This window comes from Streptomyces sp. NPDC001902, from assembly GCF_042891295.1.
Lineage (GTDB): Bacteria > Actinomycetota > Actinomycetes > Streptomycetales > Streptomycetaceae > Actinacidiphila.
The window spans coordinates 334832-352924 of sequence record NZ_JBIATA010000001.1 but is presented as its reverse complement, the minus strand read 5'-3'; the positions used below and the strand labels follow the sequence as shown (position 1 = coordinate 352924).

Below are 18093 nucleotides of genomic sequence, written 5' to 3'. Positions count from 1 at the left end.
CACGGGCGTACCACCGCGCTCACGGCTGCGCGCTGAGGGTCGAACGGGTCGCCACCAGGCGTCCTTCCTGGGGGTACGCGTGCCAGGTGCGCCACAGGACGCTGCCGCCGCGGTACTGCACCAGCATCGCGGTGAAGGCGTGCGGATCACCCGGGAACGTCCCCGCGAGGCCATTGGGGTGATCGGCCACCAGCGCGAGCAGCTCCTGCGCCCGCCCCGCGAAGCCTCCCCGGGAGAGCGTCTCGATCCGCGCCGCGAACTCGTAGTCCCAGCCGGCGATCCGCCGCGCCACACCGAACGGCAGCGGCGCGCTGGTGCCCGGCAGGCAGGCGACGGTCTCCGAGCAGCGGCCGCGGGCCGAGTCCAGGATGACCTGGTGCGAGGCGCCGAGCAGCCGCAACTGGACCTGGACGCGGGGGGCCGCGGGCGCCGCGGGCGCGCCGGAACCGGCGCCCGGGAGCTCGCGGTCGAGCACGGCGAGCGCCGGCAGCTCGTCCTTCCCCAGACACCAGGCCAGGTCGCCGGCGCGGGTGTCGGTGTAGGCGGTCTGAAGCATGGTGAGCATGAAGTCGGCTCCGCAGGCACATCGCGAGCAAGCGAGGGGAGGTCACGGGCATGGTGGGAGAGGACGCGCCGACCCGCGCCTGTGGGGGAGAACGTCCGTCGGCTCGTGCCCACGAGGGGTCGGTGAATACGCAATCATGAATGGCGCGTCGCCTTCAGCGTTTTTACCCATCTCCACCCCCTTTACATCCGCAAGGGCCCGGACGGGTTCAGGTGTTCACTACAAATGCGCCCGACGGGTGAGTAACCCACCGGGCGCATATGCGATTCGGCACGGGGCAATGCGCAATTTCGTATCGTCAGCTTCCGCCGCCGCAGCCCCCGCCGCCACAGCCACCGCCGCCCCCGCCGCACGAGCTCCCGCCGCCGCAGGAGTGGTGGCCTCCCCCGTGGTGGCCACCGCCTCCCCCGTCGGAGGAGCCCGCGTCCCCCGCCCACCAGCCGGCCCCGGCGCCCCCGGCGGAGGAGCTGTACGAGTGCCGCCGGCCCCTCCGCCGGCCGCCCTTCCTCGCCGCCAGGACGACGAGCCCCACTATCGCGCCGAAGACGAGCAATACGACCAACGCGCCCATCGTTCCCACCCCCGCTTTCCGTGCTTTCCGTTGTGCGACGGTGATGCCCCCGCCGTCCGCGGCCGAAAGCAAAGTTGAGGAAGTCCAGAGGTTCGGCGGAGGATGGCGGGCATGACCTCCTCGCGACCCCCGCTCAACCGCGCACTCGCCGAGTTCGGGACCACGATCTTCGCCGAGATGTCCGCCCTCGCCGTCCGCACCGGTGCGATCAACCTCGGCCAGGGCTTCCCGGACACCGACGGCCCCGAGGAGGTGCGCGAGGCCGCCGTGCGCGCGCTGCGCGACGGCCGCGGCAACCAGTACCCGCCCGGGCCCGGTGTGCCCGAACTGCGCCGGGCCGTCGCCGAGCACCAGTTGCGCTTCCACGGGCTCGGCTTCGACCCCGACACCGAGGTGCTGGTCACCGCGGGCGCCACCGAGGCCATCGCGGCCGCCATGCTCGGGCTGCTGGAACCGGGCGACGAGGTGATCGCCTTCGAGCCCTTCTACGACTCGTACGCCGCCTGCATCGCCATGGCCGGCGCCCGCCGCGTCCCGCTCACCCTGCGCGCGCCGTCCTTCCGCCCGGACCTGGACGCCCTGCGCGCGGCGGTCACCCCGCGGACCCGGCTGCTGCTGCTCAACAGCCCGCACAACCCGACCGGCATGGTCCTCACCCGGGAGGAGCTGGCGGCGATCGCGGAGCTGGCCGTCGAGCGCGACCTGATCGTGGTCACCGACGAGGTCTACGAGCACCTGACGTACGGCACGGAGCATGTGCCGCTCGCGTCCTTCCCGGGGATGCGCGACCGCACGGTCACCATCTCGAGCGCGGGCAAGACGTTCTCGTTCACGGGCTGGAAGGTCGGCTGGGTGACCGCCGCCCCCGTCCTGGTCGACGCGGTGCGCGCGGCCAAGCAGTACCTGACGTACGTGAGCGCGGGGCCGTTCCAGTACGCCGTGGCCGAGGCGCTCCGGCTGCCGGACGCCTACTACCGGGGCTTCCGCGAGGACCTGCGGCGCAAGCGGGACCTGCTCTCCGACGGCCTGGAGGCGGCCGGGTTCCGCGTCTTCCGCCCGGAGGGCACGTACTTCGTGACCACCGACATCCAGCCACTCGACGAGAAGGACGGCCTGGCGTTCTGCCGGGCGCTGCCCGAGCGCTGCGGGGTGGTGGCGGTGCCCAACGTGATCTTCTACGACGACGCGGAGGAGGGCCGCAGCCTGGTGCGCTTCGCCTTCTGCAAGCGCGAGGACGTGCTGCGCGAGAGCGTGGAGCGGCTGCGCCGGCTCTGAGGCCGTGGGCGGGTCGGGGCCGGTCGGGGCGCGCGTCCGGCCCGGACCGGAGCAGGACAGCCCGCCCGCGCACGCCCGCTCACCGGCGGTCGCGTGGCGGACGGGCTGCCCTCGTGCGGTCCGTGTACGCCCTTGGGGGCGCGCTCAGTCCTCGCCGTCGCCGTCGTCGTCCGTGGACTCCGCGTCCTTCTCCAGGCCGAGGGCCTCGAGGATCCACTTCTCGAACTCGATGGAGGCCCGGACCCAGCTGACGGTGCTGGAGACGAAGTGCTCCAGGCCGACGCCGAGGCCGATCAGCATCTGGGCCTCGCCGATCAGACGGACCGTGCCGTCGTCGTGCGTGTGGGTGTAGACCTTCGGCCACAGGGTGCGGCGGTTCCAGTCGTCGAGCGCCTCGTGCAGCTGAGGCTTGTCCTCGATGCTGTACGGCCGGTCGTAGAAGGTGCGGACCGCGAAGATCTGCTGGTCCTCCTCCCCGCGGAACATGAAGTAGGTGCGGAACTCCTCCCACGGCGCGGCGAGGTCGCCCTCCTCGTCGACGACGTACTTGAGCTCCATCTGCTCCAGCAGCTGCTTGACCAGATCCTGGTCAGGAATGACCACGTTCCCGGCAGGGCCGGGCTGGGGGTCCGGCTGGCCCCCGAAATTCGGAATCGAGGACGGGTCGATGCTCACCTTGCAGTTCCCTTCGTACGGATACACCCATCCTCCCTCACCGCGGGCCGCGCCGTGCAAGCGCGGCCCGCCGTGCCCTCTTCGCGTGCCGTTCCCGGGGTGCCTCAGAGGGTCTTGCCGGTGGTCGCGCCCACCAGCAGCCGGTCGCCGACCCGCTCGACCCGCACCGTGTCGCCGTCCCTGACCTCGCCGGCCAGGATCTCCCTGGCCAGCTGGTCGCCGATGGCGGTCTGCACCAGCCGGCGCAGCGGACGGGCGCCGTAGGCGGGGTCGTTGCCCTCCTCGGCGAGCCAGTCCAGGGCCTCGTCGGTGACGTCGAGGGCGATCCGCCGGTCGCGCAGCCGGGCCGCCAGGCGGTCGGTCTGCAGCCGGGCGATGCGGCGCAGCTCGTCCTTGTTCAGGGCGCTGAAGACCACAATGTCGTCGAGCCGGTTGAGGAACTCGGGCTTGAACGAAGCCCGCACCGTCTCCAGCACGCTCTCCCGCTTCTGCTCGTCGCCGAGCACCGGGTCGACCAGGTACTGGCTGCCGAGGTTGGAGGTGAGGACGAGGATGGTGTTGCGGAAGTCGACGGTACGGCCCTGGCCGTCGGTGAGCCGGCCGTCGTCGAGCACCTGGAGCAGGACGTCGAAGACCTCGGGGTGGGCCTTCTCCACCTCGTCCAGCAGCACCACGGAGTACGGGCGGCGGCGCACCGCCTCGGTCAGCTGACCGCCCTCTTCGTAGCCGACGTAGCCGGGAGGGGCACCGACCAGGCGGGCGACGGAGTGCTTCTCTCCGTACTCGCTCATGTCGATGCGGACCATGGCCCGCTCGTCGTCGAAGAGGAAGTCCGCCAGCGCCTTGGCCAGCTCGGTCTTGCCGACACCGGTCGGGCCGAGGAAGAGGAAGGAACCGGTCGGGCGGTCGGGGTCGGCGATGCCGGAGCGGGAGCGGCGCACCGCGTCGGACACCGCGCGCACGGCCTCGCCCTGGCCGATCAGGCGCTTGCCGAGCTCCTCCTCCATGCGCAGCAGCTTCTGCGTCTCGCCCTCCATCAGGCGGCCGGCCGGGATGCCGGTCCAGGCGGCGACCACGTCGGCGACGTCGTCCGGGCCGACCTCCTCCTTGACCATGGTGCCCCGCTTGGCCACCTCCTCGGCCTCGGTGGCCTCGGCGAGCTCCGCCTCCAGCTTCGGCTTCTCGCCGTACAGCAGCTTGGACGCGGCCTCGAAGTCGCCGTCGCGCTGGGCGCGCTCGATCCGGGTGGTCAGGTCGTCCAGACGCTCCTTGAGCTCGCCGACCCGGTTCAGGCCCTCCTTCTCCTTCTGCCAGCGGGCGGTGAGGCCGCGCAGTTCCTCGTCCTTGTCGGCGAGGTCTTTGCGCAGCTTCTCCAGACGCTGCTTGGAGGCCTCGTCGGTCTCCTTCTCCAGCGCCATCTCCTCCATGCGGAGGCGGTCGACGGAGCGCTGCAGCTCGTCGATCTCGACCGGCGAGGAGTCGATCTCCATGCGCAGCCGCGAGGCGGCCTCGTCGACCAGGTCGATGGCCTTGTCGGGCAGGAAGCGGGCGGTGATGTAGCGGTCGGAGAGGGTCGCGGCCGCGACCAGGGCGGCGTCGGCGATCTGCACCTTGTGGTGCGCCTCGTAGCGTCCCTTGAGACCGCGCAGGATCGCGATGGTGTCCTCGACGCTGGGCTCGGCCACCAGCACCTGCTGGAAGCGGCGCTCCAGGGCCGGGTCCTTCTCGATCCGCTCGCGGTACTCGTCGAGGGTGGTCGCGCCGACCATGCGCAGCTCGCCGCGGGCCAGCATCGGCTTGAGCATGTTGCCCGCGTCCATCGCGGAGTCCCCGCCGGCACCCGCGCCGACGACGGTGTGCAGCTCGTCGATGAAGGTGATGATCCGGCCGTCGCTGGCCTTGATCTCCGCCAGCACGGCCTTCAGCCGCTCCTCGAACTCGCCGCGGTACTTGGCGCCCGCGACCATCGCGCCCAGGTCCAGGGCGACCAGCCGCTTGTTGCGCAGGCTCTCGGGCACGTCGCCCTTGACGATGCGCTGGGCCAGGCCCTCGACGACGGCCGTCTTGCCGACGCCGGGCTCGCCGATGAGCACCGGGTTGTTCTTGGTGCGCCGGGAGAGCACCTGCACCACGCGCCGGATCTCGTTGTCCCGGCCGATCACCGGGTCGAGCTTGCCCTCGCGGGCCGCCGCGGTGAAGTCCGTGCCGTACTTCTCCAGCGCCTTGTACGTGCCCTCGGGGTCGGGTGTCGTCACGCGCTGACCTCCCCTGATCTGCTCGAAGGCGTCCTGCAGCCTGCTGCCGGTCGCACCGTACTCCTTCAGCAGCCCACCGGCCGCTCCGCCCTTGAGGGCGATGCCGATGAGCAGGTGCTCGGTGGACACGTACGCGTCCCCGAGTTCCTTCGCCCGCCCCGCCGCGTCGGCGATCACGGCGAGCAGTTCGCGGTTCGCCTGCGGCGGCGCCACCGTGCTGCCCTGGACGCTGGGCAGTCCGCCCAGCAGCCGCTCGGCGCCGGAACGCACCGCGGCGGCGTCCGCGCCGGTGGCCGCGAGGACGTCCAGCACGCTGTCGTTCTCCGGCTGCTCCAGCAGCGCCAGCAGCAGGTGCACGGGGGTCAGGTCCGCATGCCCGGCCGAGACCGCCTTGGTGTTGGCGGCGTTCAGGGCCTCGCGGCTCTTGTTGGTCAGCTCGGCGTCCACGTCCGCGTACTCCTCCTTCTGGGTCCTTCCGGAACCGTTTCGGACCTGCTTAGTCCAGCGTGAGACAAGTTGAGTCTATTCCACTCAAGTCTGTGAATGCCAGCGACGGGCGCAGAAAGCCCTTGCAGTTCTCCGCATCTCTGCCACGATCGATCCCCAGGGGAGGGGATCCACTGACATGTCCATACGCCACTCAGCGGCCGTGGTCGCCGCTGCCGCCCTCGCATGGGCCACCACCGCCGGCGCCGTTCCGGCACACGCCACCACCGCCGTCAGCTGCGGCACCAACGTGTGGAAGGCGTCCTACTTCGCCGGCACGACCTTCAAGGGCACCCCCAAGAAGACCGTCTGCGACACGAAGATCAGCGAGAACTACGGCTCGGCCGACCCGGCCGGCGTCTCACTGCCCAAGGACAACTTCGGTGTCCGCTGGACGGTGACGAGGAACTTCGGATCGGGCGGCCCCTTCGGTTTCAGCACCACCGCACAGGACGGCATCCGCGTCTACCTCGACGGCAACCGCAAGATCAGCCTCTGGAAGGACGTGAGCAAGACCCGGAAGAAGACGGTCAACCTCACCGTCCCCAAGGGCAGGCACACCATCCGCGTCGACTTCGCCGCCTTCAAGGGCAAGGCCAACGTGACGTTCGGCTACGCGCCCCGCACGTCGGCCTCCGTCGACAAGGTCAAGCCACTGGCCCCGGCCGGCCTGCGCGCCACGTACTCCGGCAGCACGGCCAAGGCCGGCCTGACCTGGTCCCCGAACGCCGAGATGGACCTGGCCGACTACCGCGTCTACCGCAGGCTCGCGACCGCGACCGTCTGGACCAGGATCAGCGGGACAGGCCTGGTGACCTCGCCCCGCTTCGGCGACACCCCGCCGCCCACGGGTGCGAAGTACGTCTACACGGTCACGGCAGTCGACAAGGCGGGCCACGCCTCGGCCGATTCCACCATGGTCACGGTCGCCAGCAGCGACAGGACCGCTCCGGCCGTACCGACCGGGGTCCTGGCGACGTACTCCGAGTCCACCGGCGCCGTGAAGGTGACCTGGGCCGCCGGCAAGGACGGCGACCTGCGGTCCTACCGCGTGTACCGCCGCACCGGCGCCGACGGCGCCTGGGTCCGGCTCGCCCCGGACAGCGCCCCGTCCACCGAGCTGTACCTGAACGACCAGATGCCCGGCGGCACGGCCGGGACGTACTCCTACGCGGTCACCGCGGTCGACGCCTCCGGCAACGAGTCCGCCAGATCCCAGGCGCCCTCGGTCACCCTGACCGCGGTCTCGGGCCCGCCGGCCGCCGTCACCGGCCTCACCGGCACGGCCGAGAAGTACGGCATCGAACTCGACTGGGACGACAGCACGGCGGCCGACCTCGACCATTACGAGGTCCACACCGGCTCCTGGCAGTTGAACGCCTACACCAGCCAGTGGTACTTCCAGAAGGACACCACGGCCGTGGTCCCCGCCGGCACCACGCACTACCGCCTGGTCAAGCCGCTCGGCAGCCAGCCCGTGAGCTTCCTGGTCGTGGCCGTCGACACCTCGGGCAACGCCACCGCGGACACCGTGGCCGCCACCTTGGACGTCACGCCGATCGACATGGTGGACACCCCCTACCCGGCGCCGGGCACCCTCGCGGTGCGGATGGACAGCGTTTCGGAGACGACCGCGGGCAGGGTGCTCCTGGACTGGCACTGCTCGAACGCTTCCGTGTGCGACCGGATCACCGGCTACAACGTGTACGACTTCGACTACACCACCCGCGCCTTCGTCAAGCTCAACGCCGTACCCCTGCCCACCGTGCCGTCGAGCTGGACCGACACCGCGCCGGCCAGGGGCACGACCCACGTCTACCGGGTGGCCGCCGCCCTCGACGACGGGACGGAGTCCTTCCCGGCGTGGGGCTCCGTCGCCCTGGCGCCGATGGGGTGACATCCTTCCCGGTATGACGGTCAACCCACGCGAACCGGATCCCGCCTACCTCGCCTTCTGGCGGGAGTACCTGATGAGCACGCTCACGACCCACCGGCCCGACGGCTCCCCGCACGTCGTGCCGGTGGGCGTGACGTACGACCCCGAGGCGGGGCTGGCGCGCGTGATCACCAACAAGGCGAGCCGGAAGGTCGCCCACGTGCTGGCGGCCGGGCCCGAAGGGGCCCGGGTCGCGGTGTGCCAGGTCGACAAGGGGCGGTGGGCGACGCTGGAGGGCGTGGCCCGGATCAACACCGACCCGGACGCCGTCGCCGACGCGGTACGGCGCTACGCCGAGCGCTACGGCCGCACCCCCGCCCCCAACCCGGACCGGGTCGTCGTCGAGATCGCGCTGACCCGCGCCATGGGCCGCGCCTGACCCTCGGCCCGGCCCCGCGGCCCTGTCGATCCCGCCCCCGAAACACCCCTGCATGCTGCATGATTGACGCTCCGGCAGATTCGGTTGGCGTACGGCTACGGGGAGGTGCCCGGCTGTGGCACGGGTTGTGGGAATCGATCTGGGCACGACGTACTGCGCTGTCGCGGTGGCGGACCGGACCGGCACCGCGTCCATCGTCCGCAACCGCGAGGGCGAGAACATCACCCCGTCCGTGGTGATGTTCCAGGGCGACGTCGTCGTCGTCGGCTCGCAGGCCAAACGCTCCGCGGCCACCGCCCCGGACCACGTGGTGCAGTTCGTCAAGCGCTACATGGGCGAGCCCACGCCCGTCTACACCTCGGAGTCCGGCACCCCCTTCCGCCCCGAGGAGATCTCCGCGCTGATCCTCAAGCGGCTCAAGGAGGACGCCGAGATGATGCTCGGCGAGCCCGTCGAGCGCGCCGTGATCACCGTCCCCGCCTACTTCGACGACGCCCGCCGCAAGGCCACCCAGGACGCCGGCCGGATCGCCGGCCTGGAGGTGCTGCGGATCGTCAACGAGCCGACCGCGGCCGCCCTCGCGTACGGGCTCGACCAGGACGAGGACGAGCGGGTCGGCACCGTCCTCGTCTACGACCTCGGCGGCGGCACCTTCGACGTCACCGTGATGAAGGTCGAGGACGGCGAGTACGACGTCATCGCCACCGACGGGGACCGCAACCTCGGCGGCTTCGACTGGGACGGGGCGCTGATGGAGCACCTCAACGGCGCCTTCATGGCGGCCGGCGGCCCCGACCTCACCGACGACACCGCCGCCCTCGCCGAACTGCGCGACAAGGCGGAGATCGCCAAGCGCACCCTGTCCAACGCCCCGCAGGCCGTCGTCATGCTCTCGGCCGGCGGCCGGCACGAGCAGATCCGCGTCACCCGCGAGAAGTTCGACGAGCTCACCGCCGAACTGCTGGACCGCACCCGCATCCTCACCGAGGGCGTCCTGGAGGAGTCCGGACTCACCTGGGACGACGTCGACAAGGTGCTGCTCGTCGGCGGTTCCACGCGGATGCCACAGGTCCCGGCCCTGGTGGAGCGGCTGTCCGGGCGGGCCGCGGAACGCGGCGTCAGCCAGGACGAGGTGGTGGCCCTGGGGGCCGCGCTGATCGCCCTGGACGCCGAGGTCCGCGCCGAACAGGCCGCCGAGCGCAAGAAGTACATCGGCAGCGGCGCCCACGTGGAGTCCGCCCCCGGCGACGGCCTGGCCCGGCTCACCAAGGGCAGGGTGAAGTCCATCAAGGACGTCACCTCGCAGTCGCTCGGCATGGTCGCCGTCCACGACGACGCCCCCCGCTCACCGGAGTACAACGCGGTGATCATCCCGCACAACACCACGGTCCCCGCGAAGGAGAGCGACACCTTCTACACGGTCCGGGAGCGCCAGTCCGCGCTGCGGGTGCAGGTCACCGAGGGCGAAGGCGAGGACCTGGACTACGTGAAGGTCGTCGGCGAGAGCACCCTGAAGATCCCGCCGTACCCCAAGGGCGCGCCCTTCGAGGTGTACTACGCCTACGACGTGGACGGCATCATCCACGTCGAGGTCAAGGACCTGACCTCGGGCGAGTGGCTCGGCGAGTTCGAGGTCGAGCGCCCGGACAACCTGGGCACCGAGGAGCTCGAGGAACTCAGCGACCGCGTGTCCCGCACCGCGGCCCTCTGACCGGAGCGGGAGCCGACGCCCCATGACCACGACGGACGTGCCCGACTACTACGCCGAGTTCGGGATCGGCACCGCCGACAGCGCCGAGGAGATCGGCAGGAAGCTCGACCGCGAGCACCGCAGCTGGGCGGGGAAGGCGAGCAAGGCCCCCACGGCCGACAAGCGCCGCGAGGCCGAGGACAAGGTGCGGCGCGTGCTGGAGGCCCGCAAGGCGCTCACCGACCCCTCCGCCCGCGCCCTGTACGACCAGCGGCTGGCCCGGTCCCGGAAGAAGGGGCCGGGGCCCCGGGAGCCGGAGGCCGTACAGCCGACCCTCGGCGGCACCGTACGCGACTGGGTGGGCAACGCCGAGCGGAACATCGAGGACGGCGACCTGCAGGCCGCCGAGTACGAGCTCCGCCAGGCCGTGCACCACGACGACCGCAACGCCTATGCCTGGCGGCTGCTGGGCGCCGTCCACCAAGACCTCGGCGCCTACCAGGACGCCCTGCAGGAGCACCGCAGGGCGCTGCAGCTGGACCCGGACGACGCCGCGAACCACTTCCAGATCGGCAACGTCCACACCGCGCTCGGCGACCACCACACGGCCCTGACCTGGTACATGAAGGCCGACGACCTGGCGCCGGGCGACCTCGGGACCGAACTCGCCGTCGGCGACGGCCTGTACGCCTCCTCGCGCTTCGACGAGGCGCTGACCTGGTACGAGAAGGCCCTGGCGCACAGTCCCGGCCACACCGGGCTGCGGAACCAGATCAGCCGCATCTGGTCGCTGCGTGCCGAGGGCTCGATGATCACGCACCCGGTCACCCGGAGGCTGGTCGTCGCCTCCGAGGAGGCCGCCCGGCGCATCCTGCACTGCGTCGACCAGGGCCTGGCCGTCCGCCCGGCCGATCCGGACCTGCTGGGGCGGCTGGAATTCTACCGGGGGCTCGCCGCCGAGTCCCTGGGCAAGACCTGGCGGTGGCACAAGAGCATGCTCTGGGTCCTCGTCCCGGCCGTCGTGGTGCCGCTCACGCCGGCCAGGCCCTACGCCTGGTTCGTGGCGCTCGCCGCCCTCGCGCTCATCGCGTGGATCGGCTTCCGACCGCGCTGGTGGCACACCCGCGCGTCCCTCCCCCGGCACCTCCTCAACCCGCCGCCGCAGCAGTACTGGAGCCGCGCATGAGCACCCCGCCACCGCTGCCTCCGCAGCCTCCGCAGGTCCCGCCCGTGCCGGTGGTACCACCGGCACCCCTGCCGGAGGTGCCCCCGCAGCCCCCCGCGCCGCCGCAGGTGCCGCAGGTGCCGCCGGAGGGCCCCGCCCCGCAGACCGCGGAGGAGCCCGCGCCCGACCCCCTGGCCGTGGTGGCCGACGCCGTCGACGGCCTGCGCGAGGAAATGGCCGCGCTCGGCGACCAGTTCCGCCGCCGGCTGCTCAACGACCGTGAGGGACGGCGCGGTCTGGACGAACTGCGCGCCGAGCTCGACCACACCCGCAGGGCCGCCGAGGGCCGGCTGGTGCAGCCGCTCCTGTACGACCTCGTCCTCCTCCTGGACCGCATCGACCGCCACCTCGGCGTCGACGGCGGCTTCGGCGACTCGGTCGGCGCAGAGCTGCTGACCCTCCTGGAGAAGTACGGCATGACCCGCATCCCGGTCACCGCCGGGCGCTTCGACCCCGCCCTCCAGGAGGCCGTGGGCACCGTCCCCGCGCCCCGGCCGGAGCTCGCCGGCGACGTCGCGGAGGTCGTACGGCACGGCTACCGCATGGGGGACCGCGTCGTACGCCCCCAGCAGGTCCGCGTGCACGCGCCCGCGTGACCGGAGGAAGCCAAGGAAGCCAAGGAAGCCACGGACCCGAGGAACCCAGGGAGCCCCGGATTGCCCAGGACCACACAGCTGCGGACGTACACCATCAAGCCGGAGATGCTCGACGCCTGGCTCGGCCTGTGGCACGCCGAGATCGTGCCGCTGCGCCGGGCCCACGGCTTCGAGATCGGCCTGGCCTGGGTGGACCGCCAGCGCAGCCAGTTCGTCTGGCTGATCGCCTACGACGGCGAGGACGGCTTCGCCGCGGCCAACGCCCGCTACTGGGACAGCCCCGAACGCGTACGGATGCCGCTGCAGCCCGAGGACTACCTCGTCGGCAGCGAGGTCCGTGACGTCGAACCGGCCTGAGCCGCCGCCCACACCGCGGCCGCCGCCCACACCGGCAGCCACACGGCGGCCACCAGCGCGCCGGCCCCGGCCGCCGCACCCACCACGCCCATCCCCCGGCGCCGGGCCCACACGGAACCGGCGCCGCCCACCACCAGCAGAGCCGCCACCACCGGGACCGGCACCAGCCCCGCGTACCGCGGCACGCCCACGTCCCCGTACGCCGCCACGCCCACGCTCACCAGGACCAGTGCCATGAGCCCGGCGATCCACCACGGCCCCTCGCGCCGCGCCGCCAGCCGCAGCCCGGCCCACATCGCCACGGTCGCCAGCCCCACGTCCAGCCCCTCGGCGCCCCAGTTCGTCCCGAGCGGCATCGCACCGGCCACCATCCCCACGGCCAGCCCCACCACGATCCCTGCTCCGACGCCCTTGTGCGGCATAGGGACCGTCTTCCCCACCACGCGCCCCACACGCCCGCCCCGCCACGGGAGGCCACCCCTTCGGCGGACGCGGGACCGGGACGGCACGGCCTGATCACGAGCAACCGAACCGACTTGGCACGGGTGTTCGGGGCCTGCCAGGATCTCACTCCTCAGGGAGGGATCTTTGACCAAATCCATACGCGCCCGCGCCACCGCGCTCGCGCTCACAACGACCGCCGCGGGCCTCGCGCTGCCGGTCGGCGCCGCCCACGCGGCGACCACCTGCTCCACCGGGGTGTGGGTCGCGTCGTACTACGCGAACACCACGTTCAAGGGCACCCCGAAGAAGACCGCCTGCGACACCTCGATCAACGAGAACTACGGCACCGGCGATCCCGCCGGCGTCACCCTGCCGAAGGACAACTTCGGCGTCCGCTGGAGCCTGACCCGCGACTTCGGCTCCGGCGGCCCCTTCACGTTCACCGCCGCCGCCCGCGACGGCATCCGCGTCTACCTCGACGGCACCCGCAAGATCGACCTCTGGAAGGACGTCTCCACCACCCGGAGCAAGACGCTCAACCTCACCGTCCCCAAGGGCAGGCACACCCTCCGCGTCGACTTCGCCGCCTTCAAGGGCAGCGCCAACGTCAAGTTCACGTACGCGCCGCGCACGTCGGCGTCGGTGGACAAGACGAAGCCGCTGGCACCCACCGGCCTCAAGGCCCCGGCCAGCGGCCACGCTTTCACGCTCGCATGGACCAGGAACGCCGAGATGGACCTGGCCGGTTACCGGGTCTACCGGCGCACCGGCACCGGCGCCTGGGCACGGATCGGCGGCAGCGCGCTCGTGACCACGCCGTCCTACCGCGACCTGCCGGCCGCCACGGGGGCGAAGTACTCCTACGCGGTCACCTCGGTCGACAAGGCGGGCAACGCCTCCGCGATGTCGGCCGCGGTCACCGTCACGTCGATCGACGAACAGGCCCCGGCCACGCCGACCGGCCTGAAGGCCGCGGTGACCGCCGACGGCAGGGGCTACGCGCTCACCTGGAGCCCGAACGCGGACACGTCGGCGTACCAGGTGTACCGGGGCACGTCGGCGGCCGGCCCGTGGGCGCTCCTCGACACCGTTGCCGCCCCGTCGTACACGGACACCAAGGTCGCCACCAGGACGCAGTACTTCTACACGGTCATCGCGATGGACGCCGCCACGAACTTCTCCGGCAGGTCGGCGGCCGCGAGCGCGGCCCCGCTGGCGATCCGGCCGGACGCGCCCCGCGACGTGGCAGCGGTCCCCTCCGAGAGCATCATCGGCATCAAGGTGACCTGGAGCCTGCCCAGGGAGCAGGCCGTCGGGTCGTACACGGTGTACCGCTCGACCACCTCGCCGGTGGACCCGTCCACCGCGACCGCCCTGGACTGCGCCATCAGCGGGGAGGGCGAACTCGGCGGGGTCACCGCCCGGTTCAGCTGCACCGACAAGGAATCCCTGCGGCGCGGCGTGACGTACCACTACGCCGTCACCCAGACCGCCGACGGGCTCGAGTCACCCCTCTCCGGCGAGGCCGCTGTCACCCTCCCCGGCGACGAGGAGCCCCCGGCCAAGGTCACCGGCCTGACCGTCGTGCCGACCGAGTACGGGGTGCGCCTGCACTGGGACCCCAACACCGAACCGGACCTGGCCCGTTACGCGGTCTACCGCGGTGAGCTGTACGAGGACGAGGAGGAGCGGGTCTGCTACGACGTCCACGCGGTCGAGTGGCTGAGCCCGGGCACCACCGAGTACCTCGCCGAGCGACTGCCCGACGGCGAGAAGGGCTGCTACTTCGTCGACGCCCAGGACATCTCGGGCAACTCCTTCTTCCTCCGGGACCACGACGCCAACGTGGTGGAGTTCACGGAGCTCGACCTCACCCCGTCCGTGGAGACCCCCGAGGGCTCCCCGGTCCGCTTGACCGCCGCCGGCGTCGGCGACGGCGTGCGGCTGGGATGGGAGGACGTGGCCGACGCCGTCGGTTACCTCGTCTACCGCTGGGACCGCGACACCGGCCGCTACGAGAGCCTCACCTCGGAGCCGGTCACCGCCACCGCCTGGACCGACACCACCGCCGCCCGCGGCACCACCCACTTCTACTGGGTGCGCGCCGTGTACGCGGACGGAACGGAGTCGCTGCCCGGCGGGGGCTACGCGATCCGGACGCCATGAATTCCTAGGACAAGCAGGAAAAGGGCGGGCCTTGCGATTATCGCAAGGCCCGCCTTATTCTGTACGCATGGACCCGTATGTCATCGAGCGCGTACGCACCGTGATGGACGCGGCGGCGATGACCCAGGCCGCCTTCGCCCGGTCGGTCGGGCTCACGCCCGACAAGCTGTCGAAGTCGCTGAGCGGGGTCCGCCGTTTCACCTCGCTCGACCTGGCGCTGATCGCGGAGGCGGGCGGCACGAGCGTGGACTGGCTGCTGACCGGCAACGAGCCGCTGCGCCCCGCGCTCGCGGCCCGTACGCGGGGCGACACCACCGCCGACCCGGTGGGGGCGCAGGAGGTCGCGGCGCGGTTCGCCGACGCCTTCGAGGTGCTGGAGCTGCTGGGCCGCACAAAGGAGTTGCCCGCCGTGCCCGAGGTCGACCCGGCGCCGGAGCGGTACGCGGCGCAGGGCGAGCGGCTGGCGACCGAGGTGCTGGAGCTGCTGCCGGCCGCGGGGACGGGCACGGACGAGCTGATCGCGGCGATGGAGGACCGCTTCGGGGTGGACGTCGCCATCACCGGGCTTCCCCAGGGTGTGGACGGCCTGGCGTGGCAGGCCGACTCCTTCCGCCTCGTCCTCCTCGCGCCCACCGACCTGTGGACGCGGCAGCGCTTCACCCTGGCCCACGAGCTCTGCCACATCCTCGCCAGGGACGCGCGGAGCGTGGTCGTGGAGTCCCGGGTCGCCCCCGGCCGGCAGAAGGACCTGGCCGAGGTCAGGGCCAACGTCTTCGCGTCGCATCTGCTGATGCCCACACGGGAGTTGACGCAGGCCGCGACGGCGGAGGGCGGGCTCTCGGACGCCGGCTTCGAGCGGCTCGTCGTGCGCTTCCGGGTGTCGCCGAGCGCGCTGGCGGCCAGGCTGCACCAGCTGGGACTCATCGACGCGGCACGCCGCAAACAGCTGCGCGCCCTCACCACGGAGGCCTGCCACCTGCTCGCGGGCGCCGGCGACGACTACCAGAAGCAGGCCTCGCGGGCCTCGGCGGAGCGCTTCCCGCCCCGTGTCGCCTCGGAGTTGTACAAGGCCTACCTGGCGGGGGAGACGACCCTGCGTCCGCTGGCCGCGCTGCTGGGCACCGACGTGGAGCGGCTGCACGACCTCCTCGCGCCCGAACCGCCCCCGGGCAACGGCATCGAGCAACAGGACGCGGAAGAAGGGGATCCGGTCTTCCAGCCATGACCACGTGGTGGTTCCCCGACAACACCGTCCTGTGCAACTTCGCGGCCGTCGACCGGCTGCTCCTGCTGGAGAAGGTGCTGGACGGCCGCGGCCGCTGGACCCAGGCCGTGGCCTGGGAGGCGGGCCGTTCCGCGCGGTTCCTGCCGCGGCTGGCCGGACTGGCGGAGGCCGGGTGGCTCGGCGAGCCCGTGGAGATCAGCGACGGCGCCGAACTGCGGGAGGTCGACCGGCTGCGCCGGGCGGTCTTCGGCGGCTCGTCCCACCTGCCGACCAAGCACCTCGGCGAGGCCGAGACGTGCGTGCTGATCACCCGGCGCCGTGAGTTCCGGGGCTCGGTCTGGATCACCGACGACCGCTCGGCCCGCGACTTCGCGCGCCGGCGGGGCGTCACCACCAAGGAGACCTTCGACCTCGTACGGGAGGCGTGCGCCGGGGGGCTCATCCCCGCCGCGGAGGGCCACCGGCTGCTGGAGGCGATGGTCGCCTCGGGGCGCCATCTGCACCGCGTCTCGCGCGGCCCCGCGGACCTGCTGGCCTAGGCCGGGTCGTCACATGAGCGGCGGCCGGTCACTCCGGCCGCTTGGGCCGCCACACCACCAGCGCGGAGGTCTGCTGGACGTCCTGGTAGGGCACCAGGTCACGCCGGTACGAGGCGTGGACGGCGGCCTCACGCTGCTGCATTGCGGCCGCCGCGCCCTCCAGGGCCGCGGAGAGCTCGGCGACCCGCGACTGCAGGGCCGCCACCTGGTTCTCCAGTTCGATGATGCGCTTGATCCCGGCCAGGTTGATGCCCTCGTCCTGGGAGAGGCGCTGGACCTCGCGCAGGAGTTCGATGTCACGAGCCGAATAGCGGCGGCCTCGCCCGGCCGTACGGTCGGGCGAGACCAGGCCGAGGCGGTCGTACTGGCGCAGGGTCTGCGGGTGCAGCCCGGAGAGCTGGGCCGCCACCGAGATGACGTAGACGGGGGACTCGTCGGTCAGCTCGTACGGGTTGCGGCCCCGACCGCCACGCATGCCGCCGCTCGTGTTCATCGGCTCAGACTCCCTTCGCGGCATCGAACAGCTCTGCCCGCGGGTCGTCGTCCGCGGTCGCCTCCCGGTAGGCCTCCAGGGCGTCCAGCGCCTTGCCCTCGGTGGTCGCCGGGACCGCGACCTCGATCGTGACCAGCAGGTCCCCGCGGGTGCCGTCCTTGCGGACCGCGCCCTTGCCGCGGGCCCGCAGCGTACGCCCGTTGGGCGTGCCGGGGGGCAGCTTGAGGGTCACGGCGGGACCGCCGAGCGTCGGCACCTTGATCTCCCCGCCCAGCGCCGCCTCCACGAAGGTGACGGGCACGGTGACGGTGAGGTTGTCGCCCTTGCGTCCGAACACCGGGTGCGCGTCGACGTGCACGGTGACGTACAGGTCGCCGCCCGGGCCGCCGCGCTCGCCGGGCGCGCCCTTGCCGCGCAGCCGGATGCGCTGCCCGTCGGTGACACCCGCCGGGATGCGCACCTGCATGGTGCGCGCCGAACGGGCCCGGCCGCTGCCGCTGCAGACCTCGCAGGGGTCCTGCGCGATCAGGCCGCGGCCCTTGCAGTCCGTGCACGGGTCGGTGAGCGAGAAGCTGCCGCTGCCGCCGCGCGAGACCTGGCCGGTGCCGACGCAGGTCGGGCACACCCGGGGCGTGCCGTTCTTGTCGCCGGTGCCGGAGCAGGCCTTGCAGGGGGCCTGGCTGGTCATCTTCAGCGGCACGGTGGCGCCGTCCACCGCCTCGGTGAACTTCAGCGTCACCTCGGTCTCGATGTCCTGGCCGCGCCGCGGCTGCGTACGGGTCGTACCGGCGCCGCGGTTGAACAGACCGCCGAACACGTCCCCGAGGCCGCCGCCGAAACCGCCGCCCTGGGTGGTGGTGCCGCCGGGGCCGCCGCCGAAGAGGTCACCGAGGTCGAAGCCGAACCCGCCCGGGCCGGCCGGGCCAGTGCGGAAGCCGCCGTTGCCGAAGAGGGCGCGGCCCTCGTCGTACTCCTTGCGGCGCTTGGGGTCCGACAGGACGTCGTTGGCCTCGGAGATCTCCTTGAAGCGCTCCTCGGCCTTGGCGTCGCCCTTGTTGGCGTCCGGATGGAACTCGCGGGCGAGCTTCCGGTACGCCTTCTTGATCTCCGCCTCGGTGGCGTCCTTCGGGACGCCGAGGACCTTGTAGAGATCCTTCTCGAACAAGTCCCTGCTGATGCTCATCCCCGGCGTCCCTCCTTCCGTGCGCTACCCACG

General features: G+C 72.1%; 16 protein-coding genes. 10 read left to right on the top strand and 6 right to left on the bottom strand.

The features are described from left to right. Positions 1–19 precede the first annotated feature (19 nt). Positions 20–565, bottom strand: a complete 546-nt coding sequence (locus tag ACFYYN_RS01660) for a DUF2617 family protein (RefSeq protein ID WP_499512652.1) — start codon at positions 563–565, stop codon at positions 20–22. Positions 566–1247: 682 nt separating this feature from the next. On the opposite strand from ACFYYN_RS01660, the gene ACFYYN_RS01655 reads away from it, so the two are divergent. Then, positions 1248–2411, top strand: a complete 1164-nt coding sequence (locus ACFYYN_RS01655; RefSeq protein WP_500544303.1) for a pyridoxal phosphate-dependent aminotransferase — start codon at positions 1248–1250, stop codon at positions 2409–2411. A gap of 144 nt (positions 2412–2555) precedes the next feature. On the opposite strand, the gene ACFYYN_RS01650 is transcribed toward ACFYYN_RS01655, so the two are convergent. After that, positions 2556–3086 (bottom strand): type III secretion system chaperone family protein, encoded by a 531-nt coding sequence (locus ACFYYN_RS01650; protein ID WP_499512661.1) that lies wholly within the window; start codon positions 3084–3086, stop codon positions 2556–2558. A 104-nt stretch (positions 3087–3190) separates the two neighbouring features. After that, on the bottom strand, positions 3191–5788 hold the full coding sequence (gene clpB / locus ACFYYN_RS01645; RefSeq protein ID WP_500544302.1) for an ATP-dependent chaperone ClpB: 2598 nt from the start codon (positions 5786–5788) through the stop codon (positions 3191–3193). A gap of 178 nt (positions 5789–5966) precedes the next feature. Between clpB and ACFYYN_RS01640 the strand changes: the two genes are divergently transcribed. From ACFYYN_RS01640 to ACFYYN_RS01615, 6 genes are all read left to right on the top strand, one after another. After that, complete coding sequence (locus ACFYYN_RS01640; protein WP_500544301.1) at positions 5967–7724, top strand: PA14 domain-containing protein; 1758 nt, start codon at positions 5967–5969, stop codon at positions 7722–7724. A gap of 13 nt (positions 7725–7737) precedes the next feature. Next, positions 7738–8142 (top strand): pyridoxamine 5'-phosphate oxidase family protein, encoded by a 405-nt coding sequence (locus tag ACFYYN_RS01635; RefSeq protein WP_500322562.1) that lies wholly within the window; start codon positions 7738–7740, stop codon positions 8140–8142. A gap of 115 nt (positions 8143–8257) precedes the next feature. After that, positions 8258–9853, top strand: coding sequence for an Hsp70 family protein (locus tag ACFYYN_RS01630; protein WP_500544300.1), 1596 nt, complete (start codon positions 8258–8260; stop codon positions 9851–9853). 22 nt (positions 9854–9875) lie between these two features. Continuing rightward, positions 9876–11018 carry a tetratricopeptide repeat protein gene (locus ACFYYN_RS01625; protein WP_500544299.1) on the top strand — a complete coding sequence of 381 codons (1143 nt, stop codon included), beginning with the start codon at positions 9876–9878 and terminating at the stop codon, positions 11016–11018. After that, a complete protein-coding gene (gene grpE, locus ACFYYN_RS01620; protein ID WP_500544298.1) occupies positions 11015–11653 on the top strand; it encodes a nucleotide exchange factor GrpE in 639 nt (212 codons plus the stop codon). The genes ACFYYN_RS01625 and grpE overlap by 4 nt, the downstream gene beginning before the upstream one ends. Before the next feature lie 60 nt (positions 11654–11713). Continuing rightward, complete coding sequence (locus ACFYYN_RS01615) at positions 11714–12010, top strand: NIPSNAP family protein (RefSeq protein WP_500544297.1); 297 nt, start codon at positions 11714–11716, stop codon at positions 12008–12010. Here the strand turns inward: ACFYYN_RS01615 and ACFYYN_RS01610 are convergent. Next, on the bottom strand, positions 11968–12432 hold the full coding sequence (locus ACFYYN_RS01610; RefSeq protein ID WP_500544296.1) for a hypothetical protein: 465 nt from the start codon (positions 12430–12432) through the stop codon (positions 11968–11970). The genes ACFYYN_RS01615 and ACFYYN_RS01610 overlap by 43 nt on opposite strands. A gap of 166 nt (positions 12433–12598) precedes the next feature. Here ACFYYN_RS01610 and ACFYYN_RS01605 point away from each other — a divergent pair, with 166 nt between their 5' ends. From ACFYYN_RS01605 to ACFYYN_RS01595, 3 genes are all read left to right on the top strand, one after another. Next, on the top strand, positions 12599–14620 hold the full coding sequence (locus ACFYYN_RS01605; protein WP_500544295.1) for a PA14 domain-containing protein: 2022 nt from the start codon (positions 12599–12601) through the stop codon (positions 14618–14620). Positions 14621–14687: 67 nt separating this feature from the next. Beyond that, positions 14688–15845: an ImmA/IrrE family metallo-endopeptidase gene (locus ACFYYN_RS01600; RefSeq protein ID WP_500544294.1), complete on the top strand. Its 1158-nt coding sequence runs from the start codon at positions 14688–14690 to the stop codon at positions 15843–15845. After that, entirely contained in the window at positions 15842–16384 is a 543-nt protein-coding gene (locus tag ACFYYN_RS01595) for a PIN domain-containing protein (protein WP_500544293.1), read from the top strand. Before ACFYYN_RS01600 ends, ACFYYN_RS01595 begins: the two co-directional genes overlap by 4 nt. A gap of 28 nt (positions 16385–16412) precedes the next feature. Here the strand turns inward: ACFYYN_RS01595 and ACFYYN_RS01590 are convergent, their stop codons facing one another. Both ACFYYN_RS01590 and dnaJ read right to left on the bottom strand, forming a co-directional pair. Next, positions 16413–16877: a heat shock protein transcriptional repressor HspR gene (locus ACFYYN_RS01590; protein ID WP_361789985.1), complete on the bottom strand. Its 465-nt coding sequence runs from the start codon at positions 16875–16877 to the stop codon at positions 16413–16415. A 4-nt stretch (positions 16878–16881) separates the two neighbouring features. Continuing rightward, positions 16882–18060, bottom strand: a complete 1179-nt coding sequence (gene dnaJ, locus ACFYYN_RS01585; RefSeq protein WP_499512672.1) for a molecular chaperone DnaJ — start codon at positions 18058–18060, stop codon at positions 16882–16884. Positions 18061–18093 lie beyond the last annotated feature (33 nt).

What these genes read in the sequence shown, in the direction of transcription:
- ACFYYN_RS01655 (WP_500544303.1), top strand. Translation starts at nt 1,248, where the DNA reads ATGACCTCCTCGCGACCCCCGCTCAACCGCGCACTCGCCGAGTTCGGG.
- ACFYYN_RS01635 (WP_500322562.1), top strand. Translation starts at nt 7,738, where the DNA reads ATGACGGTCAACCCACGCGAACCGGATCCCGCCTACCTCGCCTTCTGG.
- grpE (WP_500544298.1), top strand. Translation starts at nt 11,015, where the DNA reads ATGAGCACCCCGCCACCGCTGCCTCCGCAGCCTCCGCAGGTCCCGCCC.
- dnaJ (WP_499512672.1), bottom strand. Translation starts at nt 18,060, where the DNA reads ATGAGCATCAGCAGGGACTTGTTCGAGAAGGATCTCTACAAGGTCCTC.
- ACFYYN_RS01625 (WP_500544299.1), top strand. Translation starts at nt 9,876, where the DNA reads ATGACCACGACGGACGTGCCCGACTACTACGCCGAGTTCGGGATCGGC.
- ACFYYN_RS01640 (WP_500544301.1), top strand. Translation starts at nt 5,967, where the DNA reads ATGTCCATACGCCACTCAGCGGCCGTGGTCGCCGCTGCCGCCCTCGCA.
- ACFYYN_RS01590 (WP_361789985.1), bottom strand. Translation starts at nt 16,877, where the DNA reads ATGAACACGAGCGGCGGCATGCGTGGCGGTCGGGGCCGCAACCCGTAC.
- ACFYYN_RS01595 (WP_500544293.1), top strand. Translation starts at nt 15,842, where the DNA reads ATGACCACGTGGTGGTTCCCCGACAACACCGTCCTGTGCAACTTCGCG.
- ACFYYN_RS01610 (WP_500544296.1), bottom strand. Translation starts at nt 12,432, where the DNA reads ATGCCGCACAAGGGCGTCGGAGCAGGGATCGTGGTGGGGCTGGCCGTG.
- ACFYYN_RS01600 (WP_500544294.1), top strand. Translation starts at nt 14,688, where the DNA reads ATGGACCCGTATGTCATCGAGCGCGTACGCACCGTGATGGACGCGGCG.
- ACFYYN_RS01660 (WP_499512652.1), bottom strand. Translation starts at nt 565, where the DNA reads ATGCTCACCATGCTTCAGACCGCCTACACCGACACCCGCGCCGGCGAC.